Origin of the sequence: Corynebacterium timonense (genome assembly GCF_900105305.1) — a bacterium.
Classification (GTDB): domain Bacteria; phylum Actinomycetota; class Actinomycetes; order Mycobacteriales; family Mycobacteriaceae; genus Corynebacterium; species Corynebacterium timonense.
In genome coordinates this window covers 2,314,528-2,333,575 of record NZ_LT629765.1, presented here as the reverse complement: position 1 = coordinate 2,333,575, position 19,048 = coordinate 2,314,528, and the positions used below count along the sequence as shown (strand labels likewise).

The following is a 19,048-nucleotide window of genomic DNA, read 5'->3' as shown; positions in this document are numbered from 1 at the left end:
GTGGCGGATCATCAACCGGGTGAGGAGGGGGGCGTCGATAAGCACCACGCGCCCACCCGTTCGATTGGTGGCCGGTCCGTGTCGGCGCCCCTTGCTAAGTTGAGTTCATGAACCGAACGACGGCGGTTGCCGACACCCTCACCATGATCCGCCTTGCGGACTCGGTCCCGGCGTGGGTGATGTTGCGCGCCAAAAACGCGCCAGCTGTACTGTCAGTGCTCAGCGCGGTGTTTCAGTCCAGTAACCGACAGGTCGCGGGCACCGAACTGACGCTAGCGGTCGACTCGCTGCTCGTTGATATTCGGGAGCAAACCGACATGGAGCTTCCCAAATCCGCCGTGGCGTACATCAACGATTGGGTCAAGGCCGGTTATCTCATCCGCCGCAGCCCGCAGGGAACACGTGATGAGTTCTACGAGCTCACTACGGACGCCCACGTGGCAATCGACTATGTCCGACAGCTGGTCAACCCGCAGCGCTCGGTAACCAAGTCCCGCCTGGACACCCTCTTCACGGGCTTGCACAGCCTGGCCGCAGAGACGGACCCCGATGAGGCGACCGCTATTCGACGCCTCGAGCAGCAGCGCGATCAGCTGCAGGCGCGCATCGAGCAGATCCGTATGAACGGGGTCGGCATCATATCTGATGCGGAGGCCGTGGAGAAGGCGCGCGAGATCCTGGCCCTGGCGAGCGATTTGCCGACGGACTTTTCCCGTGTACGGGAGGAGATCGAGGAGGTCGACAGGGATCTGCGGGAATCGATAGTCGATGAACAACTCAACGCCGGCGAGGTGTTGGACAACGTGTTTCGGGGTGTGGATCTGATTACCGAGTCCGAGGCGGGTAAAGCCTTCAACGGCTTCTACGAGGTCTTCCTCGACCCGGAGCGATCCAAGCAGTTCGACGCGACTGTCAGCTCCGTACTGTCCCGTGATTTCGTGGACAAGCTTGATCCGCTGGAGCGAACGGAGCTGGCACAGCTGGTAGACACACTGGACACCTCGTCGGGGCAAGTCCATGACTCGATGACGGGCCTGTCCAGATCGCTGAGAAGGTTCGTGCAGTCCCGCGAGGCGGAGTCGCAGCAGGCATTGACCAGGGCGATCAATACCGCCCAGCAGCTCGCTCTCCAACTCGCGCAGCGCGGCATCAAACCCTACGAGTCCATCGAGTTCGATCTGGAGCTGACCACCCGGCAGCCGACCTCGCTGTCGAGCTGGGAACTCTACGACCCGATGGAGTACCGCATCGAGCCCAACATGGAAGTCAACGAGTCGGGGGAGATCGACTTTGAGGCGATGCGCGCGAGGATCCGGGAATCCGAGATTGATTGGGAGGAGCTGCGCGGGGCAATCAATGATGTGGTGGGCAGGAGCGGGAGGGCGTCGATAAGCGAGGTGCTTTCCGCTCACCCCGCAACCCAAGGCTTGGCGAGCGTCGTGGGACTGATCAAGCTTGCGCACGACCACGGCGAGCGGGCCGACGGCACCGAGTTCCTGCACTGGCAGCGCCCAGGCGGTAAGAGTTTCCGCGCCAGGTATGCACGATTCGAATTCGGCGAAAAGATTGGACACGTTTAGATGGACAACAAGCTTCATGAGACCGACACCGGCACCCTGACCGGCCTGCAGCGCCGGGCGCTGGCGGAGCTCATCCGCGGCCCGTACGTGTCCAGCATCAAGGCACCGGAGGTGTTCCAGACTGTGTCGGGTTCGCGGGAGCTGCTCGCGCAGCAGCTGGACAACCTCTTTCTCACCCTCATCGTCGACGACAACGCAGGTGTCGCCTACACCAAGGCGTGGGACGTGGAGGTGCCTGACAAACGCGCTCTGCTGCGGAAACAGTCGCTGACGTTCATGGATACGGTGGTCATCCTGCATCTGCGCCGCGAGCTGGTAACCACCAACCCCAACGAGCGCACCATCGTGGACGAGGGCGAGGTGTTCGAGGCGACCCTGCCGTACCAGGGCCACGGGGGCACGGACAAGACCAACCAGCGCAAGCGGTTCACTGCCTCGTGGAACAAGATGAAGAGCTACTCCATCATCGTCTCCACCCCCACCGAAGGCCGCTTCGAGGTCTCCCCGGTACTGCGCATCATCTTCTCCGGCGAGGAAATCGCCGCCGTCACCGAATCATTCCGCGCACTTCTGGAGGACGAGCAGTGACCGCCATCATCCCAGGCCAATTTCGACTGTCCCAGGTCCAGGTGTACAACTGGGGAACCTTCGACAACCTGCACACGGTGAACGTAGCGCGGGAAGGCTTCCTCATCACGGGCCCATCGGGGTCGGGCAAGTCCACGCTTATCGACGCCCTCTCGACCATCCTGGTGCCACCCAGCAAAGTCCGCTTCAACGCGGCTGCTGACAGTCACTCCCAATCAGGACGAAACCTCGTCACCTACTGCCGCGGGGCGTGGCGCCGCGAACACTCTGTCGAGGCCGACGAACTGACCCAGTCCTACCTGCGCCAGGGAGCGACCTGGAGCGGCGTGGCGCTGCGCTACGACAACGGTGCCGAGGGCGTGGTCACCGCCTGCCGGCTCATGTTCCTGCCAGCGAACGCCTACTCGCGCCAGGAGATGGTGGACCTTTACCTGCTCCTTCCCCGCGAGGCGAGCCTGACGGAGTTCGAGCCCCTGGCGCTGAAGAACCTGCCTGTGACGGAGGCGAAAAAGCAGTACGCGTCCGCGCTGCACGTGAGCCGCAACCACCCCCAGTTCATTGCGGCGCTGCGCCGTGCCGTCGGAATCACCGACGAAGGGGCCTTGGATCTGCTGCACCGCACACAGTCCGCGAAAACGCTCGGGGATCTCAACCACCTGATGCGCGCATTCATGCTTCCGGAGCCGGAGACGTTCGCCATCGCGGAGCAGGCGGCGGAGAACTTCACGGACCTGCACACGGCGTATTCCTCTGTGGTGGATGCCCGCGAGCAGATCGAGCACCTGCTGCCGGTGCGGGTAGCGGCCGAAAAACGCTCGGACGTGGCCACCGAGCTGCTCACCGTCAACGAGGAACGCGAGCACCTCGAGCTGTTCATCAATACATGGAAGCAACGATTCGCCCAGAAGCAGCGGGCCCAACTGACGTCCGAGCTTGCGGCCATCGACGGAACCATCACCGCGGAAAACACCCGGCGCGAGGAGAATGCAGCGGAGCAGGACCGACTGCGCACCCTCATTCACGGCGCGCAGGACTCCTCGCTTGTCGCCGCAGAGGCACGCCGCGATGCGCTGCGAGAGCAGCTGAAAAGGGTGACGCGGGCCGAGACGGACTACACGGAGAGGCTGAAGGTTCTGAACGCCGCGATGCCGGGAACAGTCGACGAGTTCTCCAACCTCCGGCTGCAACTCGAAGCAGAGCGGGACAATCTACGCCAGCGACATGCTGACAACGAAACCAAATTGGAGCAGGCGCAGGGGCGTGTCTACGAGCTTGTCACCATCAAGAACAACCGCATCAAGGAGCTGGAGACGCTGCGCTCGTCCGGCTCCGCGATGGACAGCCGGTTGATTGGTGCGCGGTCACTCATCTCGCAGGTCGCGGGCGTCAGGGAGAAGGACCTTCCCTTCGTCGCGGACCTGATGAGTATGAGACCGGGCGAAGACGCATGGCAGGGTGCTGCAGAACGTGTCATGGGTGGCTTCGCCCGGACACTTATCGTGCCGGAGGAGCTGTACGCACAGGTCTCCTCCGCGATCAACGCGACGCACCTCGGGGCGAAGGTATCCTACACCCGATTCAGCCCCCAGCTGGAGAACCAGCGGCCGCCTTCGTTTGTGCAGGGCTCGCTGGGCCAGAAAATTGAAGTCGCCGAGGGGCGGTTCCACGACTGGATTCAAACACAGCTCTCCAAGAGCTTTGACCACCTCTGCTGCGAGACCATGGACGAATTCCGGGCCGCCCGGCGCGCCGTCACCCGCCAGGGCTTGGTGAAACACAACCCGCACGACCACGTCAAGGATGACCGCAGCCGCGTCGAGGACAAGTCGCGGTGGGTGCTGTGGGGCAACCTGGATGACAAAATCGACGAACTCCAGGCGGCAGTTCGCGCTGTGACGGAGAAACTCGGCGCTGCCACACGCTCGCGTGACCTGATCAAAGATGCCCTGCACACACAGCGCATCCAGCTATCCACCATCGAGCGGCTGCTCGAAACGAGGGACTTCGCTGACATCGATGTTGCCGCCACCACCGCTCAGCTTGGCGACGCTCAGCAGCTCGTCGACGATCTGACCGACGGTAACACGGAGCTAGCGGCCCTGAAGAAGCAACTCTCGTCGGCTCAGGCCGCCCGGCGGGACATAGAGAAGACTCTGGAGGAGCTTCTCGGGACCCGGGGCGGACTGCGCACCGAGCTCCAGCAGGCGGAGGCGATCCTGGAGAAGGCACGGCTGCAGGTGGGGGAGCGCGTGGTGCCGGCGGAAGTGGACGCACGGCTCGAGGAGCGTTGCCACGCGATCGATCGCTCCATCCGCGCCGACAACATCGACCGCCTCTCACACCGGCTCACCAGGGTCATTGAGGACAGGCTGGCGGCGCTGAAAGACCGTTCCAGCCGCTACGACAGCCAGCTTCGCGACGCCATGAACCGCTACCTTCTGCGCTGGCCACAGCGCCAAGGCGATCTCAGTGCCGATGCAGCCTGGGAGAAGGACTTCCTCAAAGAGCTTGCGCGTCTCGAGTCCGATGATCTGCCGCGCTTCGAACAGCGCTTCCGGGAGATGCTCCGCGACCAAACCCACAAGCACCTGGGAAGGTTGCGACGGCTCATCCGGGACGCGGCGACAAAGACGCGCAACTCGATTCAGATGATCAACGACTCACTGGCGGAGGTGGAATTCTACCCGGGCACGCATCTGACGATCGAGGTGCGCGAAGCGCAGCCAGCAATCACCCGGGGTTTCGTTGAGCTTCTCGACGCCGCAATGGAGGGCATGATCAACGACGCTGACCAGGAGGAAAGCGAAAAGCGCTTCCACAAACTGCGCGCGGTGATTGACGCGGTGACGGTCTCCGACAACACCTCACCGCGCGAGCGCCAGCTGCGGCTGGACACACGCGAACACGTGAAGTTCTTGGGTGTGGAGTACAGCGCCGACGGGGCGCGCGGCGCGGTCTACGACTCAGCCGAGGGCCTGTCCGGGGGCCAGGCCCAGAAGCTTTCCTCGTTCTGCCTCGCGGCGGCCTTGCGTTACCGGCTCACGGGCACCGGGATGTCCGCCTCGCAGGCTCGCAACTCGACGGTGCAGCTGGACGGGGAGATTTACCCGCGCTTTGGCACCATCGTGCTCGACGAGGCCTTCGACCGAGCCGACACCGAGTTCACGCGCGCCGCCATGGACGCCTTCCGCCAGTTCGGGTTCCACATGATCCTGGCCACCCCGGAGAAGCTACTGCAGACGGTGCAGGATTACATCGGGGGAGTGCTCATGGTCGAGTGCCCCGACCGGAAGCGCTCTCGGACAAGTTCGCTGACCATCGAAGAGGTGGCGGATGAAGACGCCTAGAGAGGTGCGCGCCCGGGCTGCGACGTTCTACTCGCGCAACCACCGCGCGTGGCTGGGCGGCGAGTTCACCGGGCTGACCATCAACCTCCAGCCCCCGACGGGCAGGGCCGCAGAGCGTGACGACGGCCTTTCGGTGCGCTCCTGGATCGACGAGTGGAATCGCAGCACCATACCCTCCGTGTGGGAGGACAAGAAGCTCGGCTACCTGGGCACCTACTCGCTACCCGCGCGCGTGGAATTGAACAATCCCGCAGCCGCCGCCCGCGTGGCCGGCGAGGAGAGGCACTGGAGCAGGATCAACACCGTGCTGGACCACGTCTGCGAAGAACTCGGAGACGACGTGCGCTCTCCATTGATCGGACGCCTCGCCGCGTGGGAGGTCTGGGATGATGCAACGGTCAACCAGTACATCGAGGTCATCAGCTGGCTGCGAACCCACGACCCCACCGACTACTACATCCGCGAACTGCCCATCTTCGGCGTTGACACAAAGTGGCTGGAGTCGCGCCGAGCCGTCGTCGAAGCCGTGGCCGGGCCGCTACAGTTCCGGCCGAAGCCCCAGATGGTGGAGCTGCGCACTCTCGACAGTGCGGGCGCGGCGAGACATTGGGCCTGCCCCGTCACAGATATCGGTGGTTTGCCTGCCGAAAAGGTGCTCATTGTGGAGAACCACCAGACCTTCCTTGCCCTGCCGAAGCTGGACAGCACCGTAGCCGTCTTCGGCGGTGGACTACACGCCCACACGCTCGCCGCGCAACTTCCAGGACTTGCCGAGGCAGACGTTCTGTACTGGGGCGACCTCGACTCCCACGGCTTGTACATCCTCGATATCGTGCGCCGCTACCTGCCTCGCGCCCGGTCCGTCCTCATGGATATCGACACAGCGCGCGACCACGAGGACTTGGCGGTGGAGGAACCGCAACCCAGCCGCTTCACCCCGCGACTGCTCACCCCGGCGGAGACGTTGACGCTCGAATTCCTGCGTGGTCGCTCGGCAGGCGGATGCCTGCGCATCGAGCAGGAGAGAATCGTTTTCGACTACGCAGTGCAGCGTTTGCGGCAGGCTGTGCAGGGGGAGTACAGCTAGCTGCACATCGCGTGGGGTCTCATGACTGCGCGAGGCAGCCGTGACATGCCACAATGGCTGCCAAAGACGTTTCACGTTAGACATCGGGCATTACGGTGTTGCGACCGGCTATTTGGTAGCAGCGTCGTGACTTTCCGGTAGCGCTTCAGTGAGTATCCGGTAGCAGCTCACAGCGCTCAAGGTGATACTTCCGGTAGCCGCACCACTCGGGTGCGGCTCGTACTGGAAGGAGTCCGCTTATGACGGATTACCGTGCGGTGATGACGCTGCTGATTCGGCAGCGTTCTTACCGCCAGATTGAACACCAGCTCGGATGCTCGCACCGCGCGATTTCACGAGCGAACCAAGCACTGCGAAGCCTTGGTCTGACCACTGTTGAACAGGTCGCGGCGTTGACGGATGACGAGTTGGACGAGATATTCGTAGATAGACGCAGTAGCGGGCAAGGCGAGTTCGTCCCGATTGACTTTGACGCGGTCGTCAAAGCACGCACAGGACGGGTGAAGCTAACACTGCAAGTATTGTGGGCTCGCTCCACCACAACGCCGGCCCAGCTGGGCCAGCGTCACTACAGCTATGACCGGTTCCGCCAACTGGTTGCCTCCCATGTCGACGCGGCCGGGCTTACCGCCCGGATCACCCATGCACCAGGGCATACGATGCAGGTGGACTGGGCTGGGACCAAGATGCGCCTGTACGACCCGGCGGGCACACCGGGTGCGAAAGTCAGTGTTTTCGTCGCCTCGCTGCCATATTCAGGGATGCTCTTTGCATGTGCGTGTGCTGACCAGCGGCAACAGTCCTGGCTTGATGCTCACCGTCAAGCGTTTGACTACTTCGGTGGGGTCTGCCAGGTTGTTGTCCCAGATAACGCGTCGACGGCGTCGAATGCGATCAGCACTGCCGATAGGAATCGGAAGGTCAACGACACCTACCAGCAGTTCTTGGAGCACTACAACACAGCAGCACTTCCCACACGCGCGCGTCGTCCGAAGGATAAAGCAAATGTGGAAGCTGCGGTAAAGATCGTCACACACAAAGTCATCCACGCGCTTAATGGCCACCAGTGTGTTGACCTTGACGAGCTCAACGAAAAGATTGTGGGCTTCGTCGACGCAATCAACACGTCCGTGCCGTTTCGCAGCCAGCAGTCAAGCCGGAGGGATCTCTTTGAAGAGCACGAACAGCATCTGCTTGCGGATCTGCCGGCAACCCCGTGGCAACACACCGAGTGGAAACGGGCAAAAGTGGCCCCGGATTTCCATGTCACGGTTGCAACAGTGCGTTACTCCGTTCCGCACCAGCTTGTTGGCCGCACTGTCGATGTGCGCATCACCGGCCAGATGTTGACCGTCTTTGACCAAGGGGCAACCGTGGCAACCCACCGGGTTTCACATAAGCGTGGGGCCTATGTCACTGACTACGAGCACATTCCATCTGGAATGGACTCCACCCGTGGACTGTGGACAAGCGACTACTTTTATCGCGAAGCCAGCAAAGTTGGCCCGGCAACGCGCAAGGTCATCGAAGAACTCATCACGGCGAAAGCCATCCCGGCCCAGGCATACCAGTCCTGCCGAAACGTGCTGTCGATGGGCAAGCATGCCAACAAACCAATCCTGGAAGAAGCATGCCAACGCCTGACCGCCAACGACGGCAGCCGACGGGCAGTGTCATATACCGCAGTCAAAAACATGATGGCCGCTGTCCGCAAGGAACACGCAACCCGACCACGCGGGTTTGACCAGCCCCCGCGCAGCACCACAACCAACCAACCCGCCCGACCTGTAGCCGCTGACCGGGACACCACCGGCGCGTTCCTTGGCGGTGCAGACCAGTTCAGCATGGACAACCTCGCTAAGAAAGGAAACTAAAACCCATGTCCTCACCAACCCCGCCAACAGATCGCTTCCTTGACGAATCCGTCCTGGCCGACTGTCAAGCCCCGAGTTTTGTAGAGGGTCCTATTGTTGTCGATTAGGCCGCTTGGGTGTTCGCGGCGGTGTATTCCTGATGGGCCTCGCAGGGTGAGCGGTACGCTAGCGCCGAGTGCACACGACGGTTGTTGTACCAGCCGACCCATGTCGACGTCGCGACGAGAACATCTCGCAGCCCCGGCCAGGTCCTACGGTCGATGAGTTCAGCTTTGAACACTGAGTTCAGCGCTTCTGCCATCGCGTTGTCGTAGGAGTCTCCCCGCGAGCCAACCGAAGCGATAACCTGCGACTGAGCCAAGGTCTCTCCATAGACGACCGACCGGTACTGCACGCCCCTGTCTGAGTGATGGATCAGACCGGAGACATCTTCACCGGCGCGCACGCGCGCTGACAAGGCCATCTCGAGCGCGTCTTTAGCCAGTGATGGGCGCATGTGGTTGGTGATCTGCCAGCCAACAATCTCCCGTGTACACGCGTCGAGAACGAACGAGGCATACACCCACCCGACACGCGTGGGGATGTATGTGATATCCGCGACCCACAGCCGGTTCGGCGCATCGACACAAAAGTCGCGCTCGACCAAGTCGACTGGGCAGTTATCGGGGGCAGCGCTGCGGGTCGAGGGCTTTTTCTTCCGGCGCCGGATACCACGGATGCCTTCGAGTGCCATGAGGCGCTCGACGGTGCACCGGGCGAGGTGACCGAAGTCGCCTCGGCGATTGACCTCGGCCCATAGTTTGCGCGCTCCATAGCAGGAGTAGTTGTCGTCGTAGATGGCACGCAAAGCTTTGCGTAGTTGTCGGTCGCGGATAGATCGAGATGATTCAGGCCGGGATTTGTAGGCGTAGTAGGTGCTCAGGGCGATTTTCGCGTTGGTTGCTGAAAGGGCGCGAATAATCGGCTCGACCCCGAACTCCTCCCGGTTGTCGTCGATGAACCGGACGACTACGTGTGTGGGCGCTCGCACTCCGCCGCGAAAAAAGCTGATGCTCTTTTCAAAATCTCGTTAGCGCGCTTCGCTTCAATCAGTTCAGCCCGCAGCCTGCGGTTTTCCGCTGCAAGATCCACCGATTCAGCCGGGGTTGCCGCGCCGGATTGTTTATGAGCGCGGACCCATCCGCGCAGAGTTTCCTTGCTCATTCCGAGCTCGACAGCGATGCGGGATATCGCACCACGAGACGTGTCAGGGTCAGCTTGCGCATGCAGCACCAATTCGATGGCGCGCTGCCTCAACTCAGGCGAGTACTTCGAGGGCATGTATAGGGCTCCTTTTCCAAATTCCTACCCTCCATTAAACCCGGGGCGAACCAGACTTCACCGCACTGCGGATGACTGCCTTCGGCAGAAGCGTCATCGATATCGCCAACGATCCCGCCTTCGACACGTGGACGTTTTCCCAAAAGGTGCTCTACGCACTCGATAAAGAAGTCGCAGCCAGGCGTGAACGACGCATCAGCAAACTGCTTAAAGCATCCCGATCGCCAAACCTTGATGCTTGCCTTGAAAACGTGGTGTGCACGCCTGACCGCAACATCAACCCCGAGCAAGTCAGCAGACTCGCTCACGGACAATGGTGCCACCTGGGCCAAAACATCGTCATCCTGGGCAAATCCTCAGTTGGTAAAACCTACCTCGCCCAAGCACTCATCACCGCAGCATGCCGCAACGACTACTCCGCACGGTTCTACCGCACCGACATGCTCGCCGCCGAACTGGCAGTCCTCCAACCCGATAACCCCACACGGCTGAAGTTCATCCAGCAACTCCACGACGTCGACGTCCTAGTCCTGGATGACTTTCTCACCACACCTGTTGATGCCGCGACCGCGCACCAACTACTCAATACCCTCGCCGGGCGGGAACGCAAAGTCTCAACCATTGTGACCTCACAGTTCACCCCACACGAGTGGTACAAGTCCATCCCCGACGCCGTGATCTCCGAGTCAATCCTCAACCGACTCGTCTCCGGCGCCGAAATCATCACACTCGAAGGACCAAACATGCGCCTGACCACCAACGCATAACAACCGGCAACGCCTGAGTGAGATACCGCTACCGGGTACCCACTCAGGCGCTACCAGATACTCACCACACCGCTACCATTTCGGTCTTCTGAACAATTACGGGGCTTGAGGCGTTACGGGGCTTGGCGATGTCCGGTGCGGGTGGCAAAGCCGTCGAGAAGCGCGAGCACCTCAACGGCCCTCCACGCGCGGGTTCGGTTGTCCAGCTTCGCGGACGCCAGGATGCCTGCCTCCTCGAGGGAATCCAGCGCGTTTCGGGCGCTGACCTGGCTCGCACCAAGCTCTTCGGCGACGATCTTCGAGGTGACCACCGGCCGTTGCAGCAGGAGGGGGATGAGGCGCCACACCAGCGCGCCGCCGCGGGCGGTCAGCATGCTTTCCCATTCTTCTCGCAGGATGGTCAGTTCGGTCGCGAGCCACGTCCCCCTCTCCACGGCGCCGAGGGCCGAGCGAACGAAGAGCTCGATGATCTCGGCCGGTCGGCCCGCCCGGTAGGCGTCGAGCGCAGCGAAGTAGGAATCGAGATCCCCCAGCAGCCCCGCGGAGAGGGGGAGGGACGTCTCCCTGGTCAGGCCGCGCTGCCGCAGCAGCACGTGCACGAGTGCGCGCCCCGTCCGGCCGTTGCCGTCCGCGAAAGGGTGGATCGTCTCAAACTGGGCGTGGGCCAGGGCGGCGTGAACGAGAATAGGCAGGTCACGGCGCCGGTTGAAGGCCTCGAGGTCTTCCATCAGCGCGGGGATGTGCGTGTGGTGCGGGGGCACGAACAGCGCATCGCGCGGGTACATGTCGTGTCCGCCGATCCACACCGGCTGCTCGCGGAGCTTACCCGCGATCTCCGGAGCCGACTCCCGGAGAAGGACGTCGTGCATGTGAAGGAGCACGCTTGTCGACGCCCCATCCATCGCCGCCGCTTCCTGCATCTGCCTCGTGTTTGCGACGATCAACCGGGCGTTGGTGCCGGCGAGGTCCGTGAGTTCCGCTTCCAGGATCCGGCGCGCGGACGACGTCAGGTGCTCAATTTGGCTGGACGCGAGCGATTCACTGCGCAGCAGGAGGGGAGAATGGCGGGCGTTATATAGGTCAAACTCTTTCACCGCGAGCGTGACATCTTCCACCTCCGACACCATGTCGGCGTCAAGGTCGAGCTGCGCATCCGCGATCGCAGGCACGACGGCGCTCCTGTATGTCGACGGGGCGTTACGCAGGGCGCGGCGAGAAAGCCCCTCCAGCGACGACCGCTGGGGCAGTTCCTCAAAATTGACGGATGGCCATGTCATGCGCCCAAGATACCTAGTCAAACTATCGGTAGTGCAACAACACGACAGTTTGAATGTCTATTCTTTCTCCTCTGGCCACATGGGAAAGGTTGCGCGCCTCCTACTCAAACTTGTCAAACCAACCGAGGTCCACGGTTGGACGAAGCGTTACCCCAGACTCACCGTCCTCCCGAATGAGCTCCGCTAACCGGTCACCACTTATCAGATCGACCGTCGGGATTGTGGAAGTGGCAGCCTTTCGTGCGCTTTCCGTGAAACGGCTCAGTGTCACGATGATGGCACGCTCCGCCCCCTTCGTTTGCGCATCGCGCTGAAACAGCGCTACCGTCTCTCGGCCGATTGGCTTGCCATCAGGTGCGTATCGTTTAACCTGCACCGCGACACGCGTCGAAAGAACCGAGCTCAGAGGGGCGGTGCCGATTGCATCGACCCCCTCGTCGCCCGGACCGCCTGAATGCTGGAGTTTCAATCCTTGCCGGCGCAACAGATATATGACGAACTTTTCGAAAGCCTCTGGGGATAGCTGGTGAAGACGCCCGAGCAATTGGCTCTTCCAGTCGGCTTCCTTCTGTTCTTCGCTCGAATCAGCCAGAATGTCATCATCCGGAAGTTCCTCCTGGTGGGTAGGGCTGCTAGTAGGTGCTTCGAGTTCCTTTTGCTTTCTCCGGGCGCGAAAAGCTTCTCTGTCCAGATCCCGAACCTTTTCGTAAGCCTCGTCGTCGGCAAGTTTGAGAATCTCAGCTCCAATATCTGTAAGGAGGTACATCCTGCTTGCTGGCTGCTCGAGGGCACCAATGCGTTTGGCTGTCGAGCGCCCCCACCCAATGCGGTCCACCAATACAGACATCTGCGGCCGCGATTGATAAGTGATCTGTACCAACTGCTCTGAGCCGGGAATCAGCTCCAGGACCGACTCTTCAATTTCATTCGTCTTGGCGGAACCTCCAAGGCTTTTTACTGCTTTCAAGATTGGCACAACAAGCTGCTGGTGAGTGGGGATACCTTGATCCGTAAACGAGGAGTTCTGATCTGCGCCCATCTTCCTATTGTGACAGACCGATTGCGTGAAAGCAGCGTGTCCGACTTGATGGCGGCGCGTGAAAAGTAGCCCAGTCGGCAGCGTCCCCGCGACTCGCCCAATGAGGACGTGACCATTTGATCTTGGCCAATTCGTGGTTCTGGCGTCAACTGTCTCATTCGTTTCGGTTCACTCAAAAGGTTAGCCATTTATGATCGAGCACCTGCTCGATCATGGCAGAGTTAATTTTGGAAGATTTGCGCACTCGCAATATCAAATTAATTGACTTGCCCGTGGAATAGGACTGAAAAAGGAGTAGACCGATGCAAACGACCTTCAGCCAGCCTGCGGAGGTAGTGTAACAAATATAAAAAAGGGCGGCTTGACAGGCGAGTTGAAGGGCCAAGATAGCGATAGGCACTCTATCGGGCTTGTAAAGAGCTTTTGCCAGTTCGAAAGAATCTCGTTCCAAGATCTCCCGAACATGGACCCGGTGCATGCGCAGTACATAAGCACTCTTTCGGTTATCGAGGGTATAGGCATCCAGCCTTTCAAGGCTCGACAATTTTGCAAACTCAAATAACTTTTCTACTGAGGCGATGTAGCGTTGCGTTGGAGGTTTATACTCATTGAGCCGGTGTGCAAGTAGGACCGTCAGGACACTGAATACAGAAGCAACGACGGCATCTGCGGAAAGCGATTCGACCACTCCTTTAGCCTACTAACCGTGACTAGTAGCGGCGCTGGACTAGAGTTTCGGTTGGAATAACATAACCATGGCCGTTAGCGACGCTTGAAAAGTAGCCCACTTGCGACGGCCGAAACGTAGCCGACCTCGTCAATGAGGAGTAGGCGGTAGCAGTTGAGTCTGGTTAAGAGCGCCGTCGGCCAGCCTGTGCTATAGGCCCGAGTCAAACGGGTGATCCACCCGACGGCGGGGTGTCGAAGGCCTCCCGGCAACCACGCCGGCTGCGATGACCTCTATCCCGGTGGCTAGGTGCGTCTTTCTGTTAGCTGCGGAAGCCGGGCCGCGTACCCTGGGCCAAGCCAATGGTTAATGCAGCTCCTACATTTACGTGCACATCGCGTATTGGAAGAAGCTCAAGGTCATCGGGTATAGGAATGATGGCGACACTGTCGAGCGCCGCTGGCCTCAACTGCGGGAAATTGAGACTTCTGAGGAACAACCGCACTAGATGGAGTCGGATGCCACGCCTCGTCAGCCGTTTCCGCCCAACCCATCCACGATTCGCACCGTCTCAACCGCCACGCGCGTGACGCGCCCGATCAGGTCCACGATGTAGCGCGGGTTGCCCACTTCGTCGGCCCAGTCGTTCGGGTCGTTGACAATGCCGGAGGCCTTGTCCTTCTTCACCTGGTAGCGGTCGACGATCCACGCCAGGGCGCTGCGCGAGCCCAGCATATACTCCTCCGCCTCGGCGGGAATGCCGCTAATGGTCACCTTCGGGTTGTAGATCAGCGTGGTCACATCGTTGACGCCCTTGCCGGTCTCCGGGTCCTTGCGCTTAGCCCACCGCATCTTGGTCACGCGCCACGTCTCGCGGTCGGCCTCATCGCCCTTGACCTGGACATCGAGCGGCCACGGCTCCACGGACTCGTACTCCACGTGCAGACCCATCAGCTCCTTGCCCGCAGCAGAGAACCTGTCGAACTCCGCCCGATCCGTCGGCGTCTCGATGTGCGGCAGCATCTTCTTCAGATCCGCCGCGTACTTGGTGCGGTACGCGGGATCGTGCAGCTTGCCGTACACGAAGTGGAAGATGTCATCGCCCGTGATGTCCGCACCGAGCGCATCCCGGTAGATTCCCTTGATCTCCTCGGTGACGTTGTCCACGCGCACGTACCCGTCAACGACCTCACCGATCTCGCCGTAGATGCTCGTCTCCGAGCTGTGCTTAGCGACGTCCCCCTCACCGAACAACCCACCATCGGCGTCGAGGCGTGACCAGGTGAAGCGGGGGAAGAACTGGCCGGGATTTCCCGCGCCTGCAACTGATACTAGATCGGGGAGAAGTACGCTGCCGAGTGAAGTAAAAGGAGCCGATGCTGCCGCCGCTGAGACTAGGAATCCGATATTTCGATGAGCCGGCGTCGGGAACATCGTTGGCAGCTGGTAAACCATGTCGTTCAAGGCCTGGTCGAAGTACGCCCGCTGACCGGCAAAAGGACGATAGAGCGAGGAGTAGACCCGCTGCGGGTCTACGTTGATCGTGGTGCCTTTCGCAGCAAGATTCTTTAAGGTCCGGTTCCATGAGATTTTGGCGGTGTCCGCAAACTGCAGGTTCTGCTGCAGAAACGTCGTGACATCCGCCTCCGTCGGTTTCGTGACCCCTTTTTGATTGGCCCACTTATGGAGTTCAGCGGTCGCCTCCGCGTAGGTGTCGGTCAGTGTCTCAAGGTTCTCAAGCAGCGCATCTCGGGAGAACGAATATGCCCAGGCGTCTCGGGCCGTCGATAATCCACGGGAGAAGGTCGTGAAGAACGTCGTCGAGACACCCTTCTTCTCACCGATCACCGGCCACGTTGCAAACTCTTCCGAGCGCTGGTTGATCCAGTCGCCCTCACTGTTCGGGGTAATGTCCTGCCAGTCGATGCTCTCGATGCTGGACACAGACACGATGCGGAGCTTTTCCTCGGCCGGAAGGTAGTCACCGATGTCCCGGTAGTGCAGCTGGAAGCCCGATTTTTCCGGGTCTTTGATACCGATCGTGATGGCCACGGTATTGCGCGAACCTGAGCCGAAGACCTTTCCGCCCTCTTTGCGGGATTGCTCGCCTGCGGTGCGCTGGTTGCCCCGCAGGTTGAACACATACAGATCCGTGAAGTCCTCAGCCATCGAGAGACGAACCCCGTCGCCGGTGTTGCCGTCGATCCAGCCGCCGTTGGAAACGAACGCGACGACGCCCTGGTCACCGATGCGGTCGGTGGCCCAGCGGAAGGCTCGGAGGTAGGAGTCGTAGAGCGAGTTCTTGTTCGTGGCTGTCGAGTGCGCAGCGTAGGTCTCCGCGATGCGCGCGTCCAGGCTCGGGTACTTCAGGTTCGCGTTGAGGTCGTTGGCGGATTTTTGGCCGGCGGAGTAGGGCGGGTTGCCAATCACCACGTTGATCGGGGCCTTCTTCTGCCGCTCGATGGTGGCGTTATTCTCGCGGAAAATCTGCAGGTCGGGGATGTCGCCGTCCTCGTGGATCTGGAACGTATCGGCGAGCGCGATGTTGGAGAAGGGCACGTAGTCCGGTGCGGGTTCCCCGTTGCGGGTCGCTTCCTCTGCGAGCAGCGCGTTGTACGTGGTCTCGATGTTCACGGCCGAGACGTAGTAGGCCAGCAGCATGATCTCCGTGGCAAAAAGCTCGCTCGCGTACTTGCGCGCCATGTCCTCCGAGCGGATCAAACCGGACTGCAGCAGGCGCACCGTGAACGTGGAGGTGCCGGCGAAGGGGTCGAGGATGCACACGCCTTCGTCGCTTAGCCCCTTGCCGAAGTGGGCGCGGGAGAGGTCGTCGGTGGCGCGGAGGATGAAGTCCACGATCTCCACCGGGGTGTAGACGATGCCGAGGGACTCGGCCTGCTTCTTGAAGGCCTTCTGGAAGAAGCGCTCGTACAGCTCCTTGATCACCTGCTGCTTCCCGGAGGCGCTGGAGACCTCCGAGGCGCGCACACGCACCGATTCGTAGAACTTCTCCAGCGACTCCGTTTCGGTCTCCAGGTGCGCGGCCTCGAGGGCGTCGGTCATGCGCTGCATGACCTGGGCGACGGGGTTGTGTTGGGTGAAGGAGTGCCCCTCGAAGAGGGCGTCGAACACCGGGGCGGTGATGAGGTGCTGCGAGAGCATGCTGATTGCCTCGTCCTCGGTGATCGAGTCGTTGAGGTTCCCGCGCAGCCCCTCGACGAAGCGCGTGAACTCTGTGGTGAGCGCCGGGTTGGCGTCGTTAAGCAAAGCCTTGATGCGGGTGATGTGCGACTGCGCGATGGTTGCGACATCGTCGGCCCAGTCCTCCCAGTAGGTGCGCGTGCCCACCTTGTCCACGAGCTTGGTGTAGATCGCCTCCTGCCACTGCTCCAACGAGAACAGCGCAACTTGCTTTGCGACGTCCTCATCCGGCGCCCTGTCGGCGGGCGCCGCGTCGCTGGCGTCGAGTTTCTTCTTCGGCGTATCCACGTGGTCGGCGTCGATGGGCAGCTTCGTCGCGTCGCCCTCGTTGAGCGCGATGGAGTTGATCTTGGCGTTGAAGCGATCATCGTGGGCGCGCAGGGCGTTCAGGATCTGCCACACCACCTTGAACCGGGCGTTATCATTCAACGCCTGCGAAGGGCTGACCCCCGGGGGCACCGCGACCGGCAAAATGATGTAGCCGTAGTCCTTGCCCTCGGCCTTGCGCATCACGCGGCCCACGGACTGCACGACGTCCACCATGGAGTTGCGCGGGTTGAAGAAGATCACCGAATCCAGGCCAGGAACGTCCACGCCTTCGGAAAGGCAGCGCGCGTTAGTGAGCACACGCGATTCGGTGGCCGGGATGTCCGCCTCGAGCCAGGTGATCTTGTTGGAGCGCTCGAGGGCGTTCATCGTGCCGTCGACGTGCTGCGCGGAGACAGACAGGTCGATGTTGTGCAGGCTGGCCTCGCCGGGTTCGGCGTGCTGGCGCAGCATCTCCTGGTGCGCCGAGACGAGGGTGGGGAACGCATCGGCGATCTGCTGGGAATGCCTGATGTCCTTCGCAAAAGCGACGGTACGCTGCATCGGCGCCGCCCCGACCTCGAAGCCGTCCTTGCCGCCCTGCAGCTTGCCCGAACGCTTGGCCAGTGCGTTCCACGCGCCGATGATCGCGGAGGCGGTGGTGAGATTGACCAGATCGTTGGGGGAGTGGGCAAGTGCTTCTGCGGCGACGTCCTCGTCGACCGTCATGACCAACACCTTGTAGTCCGTCAACAGGCCCCGCTCCACGGCCTCGCCGAAGCCGAGGCGGTGGAACTCGGGGCCGTAGATAGATTCATCGTCCATCGAGGCGAGCTCCGCGGAGTGGTCGGCGGCCTTGCCCTTGACGGCGTCGTCGAAAAGCCTCGGCGTCGCCGTCATATAGAGGCGCTTGGTCGCCTCGATGTACGCCCCATCGTGGACACGCACGAAGTTCGAGGCGTCCTCGCCGGCCAGCGTCACACCGGTGGTGCGGTGAGCCTCATCGCAAATGACCAGGTCGAAGGCCTCCAGGCCCTCTTGCTGCGCGTCGTGGACCGCGGGCAGGGACTGGTAGGTAGAAAAGACGACATGCAGGCCCTTCGCGTGCTTGCCGCTGGCGAAGATCTCCGCGAGCTTGCCGCCACTGGTGGAGACGGGAACCTCAAGGTCATACGGGGCGATATCCTCCGCCGCCCGGCTGGCCTTCGTGTCCGAGCACACCGCGAAGCTGCGCATCTCCATCGTCGCTTGCGCCGTCCATTCACGCAGCGTCTGCGACAACAACGCGATCGACGGCACGAGGAAGAGAACGCGCGCCTTCCCGCCGTTGTTCTCCGCCATCTGCTCCGCGAGGCGCAGCGCGGTGAACGTCTTACCCGTACCGCACGCCATGATCAGCTTGCCGCGGTCGTGTGCCTCAAACCCGCCCACAACGCTCTCGATCGCCTCGGCCTGGTGCTTGCGCGGCATGAATGCCTCCTTGCGGGTCAGGTTGATCTGCATCTCGGAGCCGGGGAAGACCACATCCCAGTTCACCGGTGCCGCCGCAATGTCGGCCATGCCGATGCGGCTGGTCTCAATCACCTGGTTTGCCAGCGCCGCCTCCGCGTTCTTTGACCACTTGTCCGTCGTTGCAATGATGTACCGGTGCGAGAAATGCTCGCGCCCCTTCTCCGTTTCGAAGGACTGCCCCGAAGCCTCAAAGAAGGAATCGATGTGCGCTTTGTGGATGCTCGTGTTCGGCTTGTAGAACTTTGCCTGGATGGCAACCCACGTGTCATCGTCCTTGCGGTGCGCCACAATGTCGATCCCCGTGTCCGCGAGGCCCCCGTTATAGCGCCAGTCCGCCCACCGGCACACCTCATCGAACTGCTCCGCCAGGGAGGGGGAGGTGCGGAAGAAATTGACCATCAACTTCTCAAAGGCAATCCCGTACTTAGCCTGCGGCTGGTTCTCGCGGAGCTGCTCAAGCACTTCTGCAAAGTATGACATAAA

Annotated in this window: 12 protein-coding genes and 1 other annotated feature; of the genes, 6 read left to right on the top strand and 6 right to left on the bottom strand. The window is 61.4% G+C overall.

All coding sequences use genetic code 11. The features are described 5' to 3' along the window. Positions 1-107 precede the first annotated feature (107 nt). From BLT81_RS11080 to istA, 5 genes are all read left to right on the top strand, one after another. Positions 108-1,580, top strand: a complete 1,473-nt coding sequence (locus tag BLT81_RS11080; protein WP_019193520.1) for a DUF3375 domain-containing protein — start codon at positions 108-110, stop codon at positions 1,578-1,580. Further along, the gene (locus BLT81_RS11075) at positions 1,581-2,168 is read left to right on the top strand and encodes a DUF4194 domain-containing protein (protein WP_019193521.1); all 588 of its coding nucleotides are present in this window, start codon (positions 1,581-1,583) and stop codon (positions 2,166-2,168) included. After that, on the top strand, positions 2,165-5,515 hold the full coding sequence (locus BLT81_RS11070; protein WP_019193522.1) for an ATP-binding protein: 3,351 nt from the start codon (positions 2,165-2,167) through the stop codon (positions 5,513-5,515). The genes BLT81_RS11075 and BLT81_RS11070 overlap by 4 nt, the downstream gene beginning before the upstream one ends. Then, on the top strand, positions 5,502-6,602 hold the full coding sequence (locus BLT81_RS11065; RefSeq protein WP_040420958.1) for a Wadjet anti-phage system protein JetD domain-containing protein: 1,101 nt from the start codon (positions 5,502-5,504) through the stop codon (positions 6,600-6,602). The genes BLT81_RS11070 and BLT81_RS11065 overlap by 14 nt, the downstream gene beginning before the upstream one ends. Before the next feature lie 239 nt (positions 6,603-6,841). Further along, the gene (istA, locus tag BLT81_RS11060; RefSeq protein WP_083337276.1) at positions 6,842-8,476 is read left to right on the top strand and encodes an IS21 family transposase; all 1,635 of its coding nucleotides are present in this window, start codon (positions 6,842-6,844) and stop codon (positions 8,474-8,476) included. Positions 8,477-8,579: 103 nt separating this feature from the next. On the opposite strand, the gene BLT81_RS11055 is transcribed toward istA, so the two are convergent. Together BLT81_RS11055 and BLT81_RS11050 are read right to left on the bottom strand one after the other, a co-directional pair. Next, on the bottom strand, positions 8,580-9,506 hold the full coding sequence (locus BLT81_RS11055) for an IS3 family transposase (protein WP_019193525.1): 927 nt from the start codon (positions 9,504-9,506) through the stop codon (positions 8,580-8,582). Then, positions 9,396-9,524: a sequence feature (AL1L pseudoknot), on the bottom strand. It overlaps the preceding gene by 111 nt. After that, positions 9,485-9,796 carry a transposase gene (locus BLT81_RS11050; RefSeq protein WP_019193526.1) on the bottom strand — a complete coding sequence of 104 codons (312 nt, stop codon included), beginning with the start codon at positions 9,794-9,796 and terminating at the stop codon, positions 9,485-9,487. It overlaps the preceding feature by 40 nt. The genes BLT81_RS11055 and BLT81_RS11050 overlap by 22 nt, the downstream gene beginning before the upstream one ends. A gap of 71 nt (positions 9,797-9,867) precedes the next feature. Between BLT81_RS11050 and BLT81_RS11045 the strand changes: the two genes are divergently transcribed. Continuing rightward, entirely contained in the window at positions 9,868-10,563 is a 696-nt protein-coding gene (locus BLT81_RS11045) for an ATP-binding protein (protein WP_083337275.1), read from the top strand. Positions 10,564-10,676: 113 nt separating this feature from the next. Here BLT81_RS11045 and BLT81_RS11040 read toward each other — a convergent pair whose 3' ends face one another. The 4 genes from BLT81_RS11040 to BLT81_RS11030 form a co-directional block, all read right to left on the bottom strand. After that, positions 10,677-11,840, bottom strand: a complete 1,164-nt coding sequence (locus BLT81_RS11040) for a Fic family protein (protein ID WP_040420960.1) — start codon at positions 11,838-11,840, stop codon at positions 10,677-10,679. Between the two features lie 100 nt (positions 11,841-11,940). Further along, positions 11,941-12,879: a restriction endonuclease gene (locus BLT81_RS11035; protein ID WP_019193529.1), complete on the bottom strand. Its 939-nt coding sequence runs from the start codon at positions 12,877-12,879 to the stop codon at positions 11,941-11,943. A gap of 172 nt (positions 12,880-13,051) precedes the next feature. Further along, a complete protein-coding gene (locus tag BLT81_RS12810) occupies positions 13,052-13,567 on the bottom strand; it encodes a hypothetical protein (RefSeq protein WP_155860786.1) in 516 nt (171 codons plus the stop codon). Between the two features lie 510 nt (positions 13,568-14,077). Further along, positions 14,078-19,045, bottom strand: coding sequence for a DEAD/DEAH box helicase (locus BLT81_RS11030; RefSeq protein WP_019193530.1), 4,968 nt, complete (start codon positions 19,043-19,045; stop codon positions 14,078-14,080). Positions 19,046-19,048 lie beyond the last annotated feature (3 nt).

What these genes read in the sequence shown, in the direction of transcription:
- BLT81_RS11045 (WP_083337275.1), top strand. Translation starts at nt 9,868, where the DNA reads ATGACTGCCTTCGGCAGAAGCGTCATCGATATCGCCAACGATCCCGCC.
- BLT81_RS11050 (WP_019193526.1), bottom strand. Translation starts at nt 9,796, where the DNA reads ATGCCCTCGAAGTACTCGCCTGAGTTGAGGCAGCGCGCCATCGAATTG.
- BLT81_RS11030 (WP_019193530.1), bottom strand. Translation starts at nt 19,045, where the DNA reads ATGTCATACTTTGCAGAAGTGCTTGAGCAGCTCCGCGAGAACCAGCCG.
- BLT81_RS11065 (WP_040420958.1), top strand. Translation starts at nt 5,502, where the DNA reads ATGAAGACGCCTAGAGAGGTGCGCGCCCGGGCTGCGACGTTCTACTCG.
- istA (WP_083337276.1), top strand. Translation starts at nt 6,842, where the DNA reads ATGACGGATTACCGTGCGGTGATGACGCTGCTGATTCGGCAGCGTTCT.
- BLT81_RS11040 (WP_040420960.1), bottom strand. Translation starts at nt 11,840, where the DNA reads ATGACATGGCCATCCGTCAATTTTGAGGAACTGCCCCAGCGGTCGTCG.
- BLT81_RS11035 (WP_019193529.1), bottom strand. Translation starts at nt 12,879, where the DNA reads ATGGGCGCAGATCAGAACTCCTCGTTTACGGATCAAGGTATCCCCACT.
- BLT81_RS11075 (WP_019193521.1), top strand. Translation starts at nt 1,581, where the DNA reads ATGGACAACAAGCTTCATGAGACCGACACCGGCACCCTGACCGGCCTG.
- BLT81_RS11080 (WP_019193520.1), top strand. Translation starts at nt 108, where the DNA reads ATGAACCGAACGACGGCGGTTGCCGACACCCTCACCATGATCCGCCTT.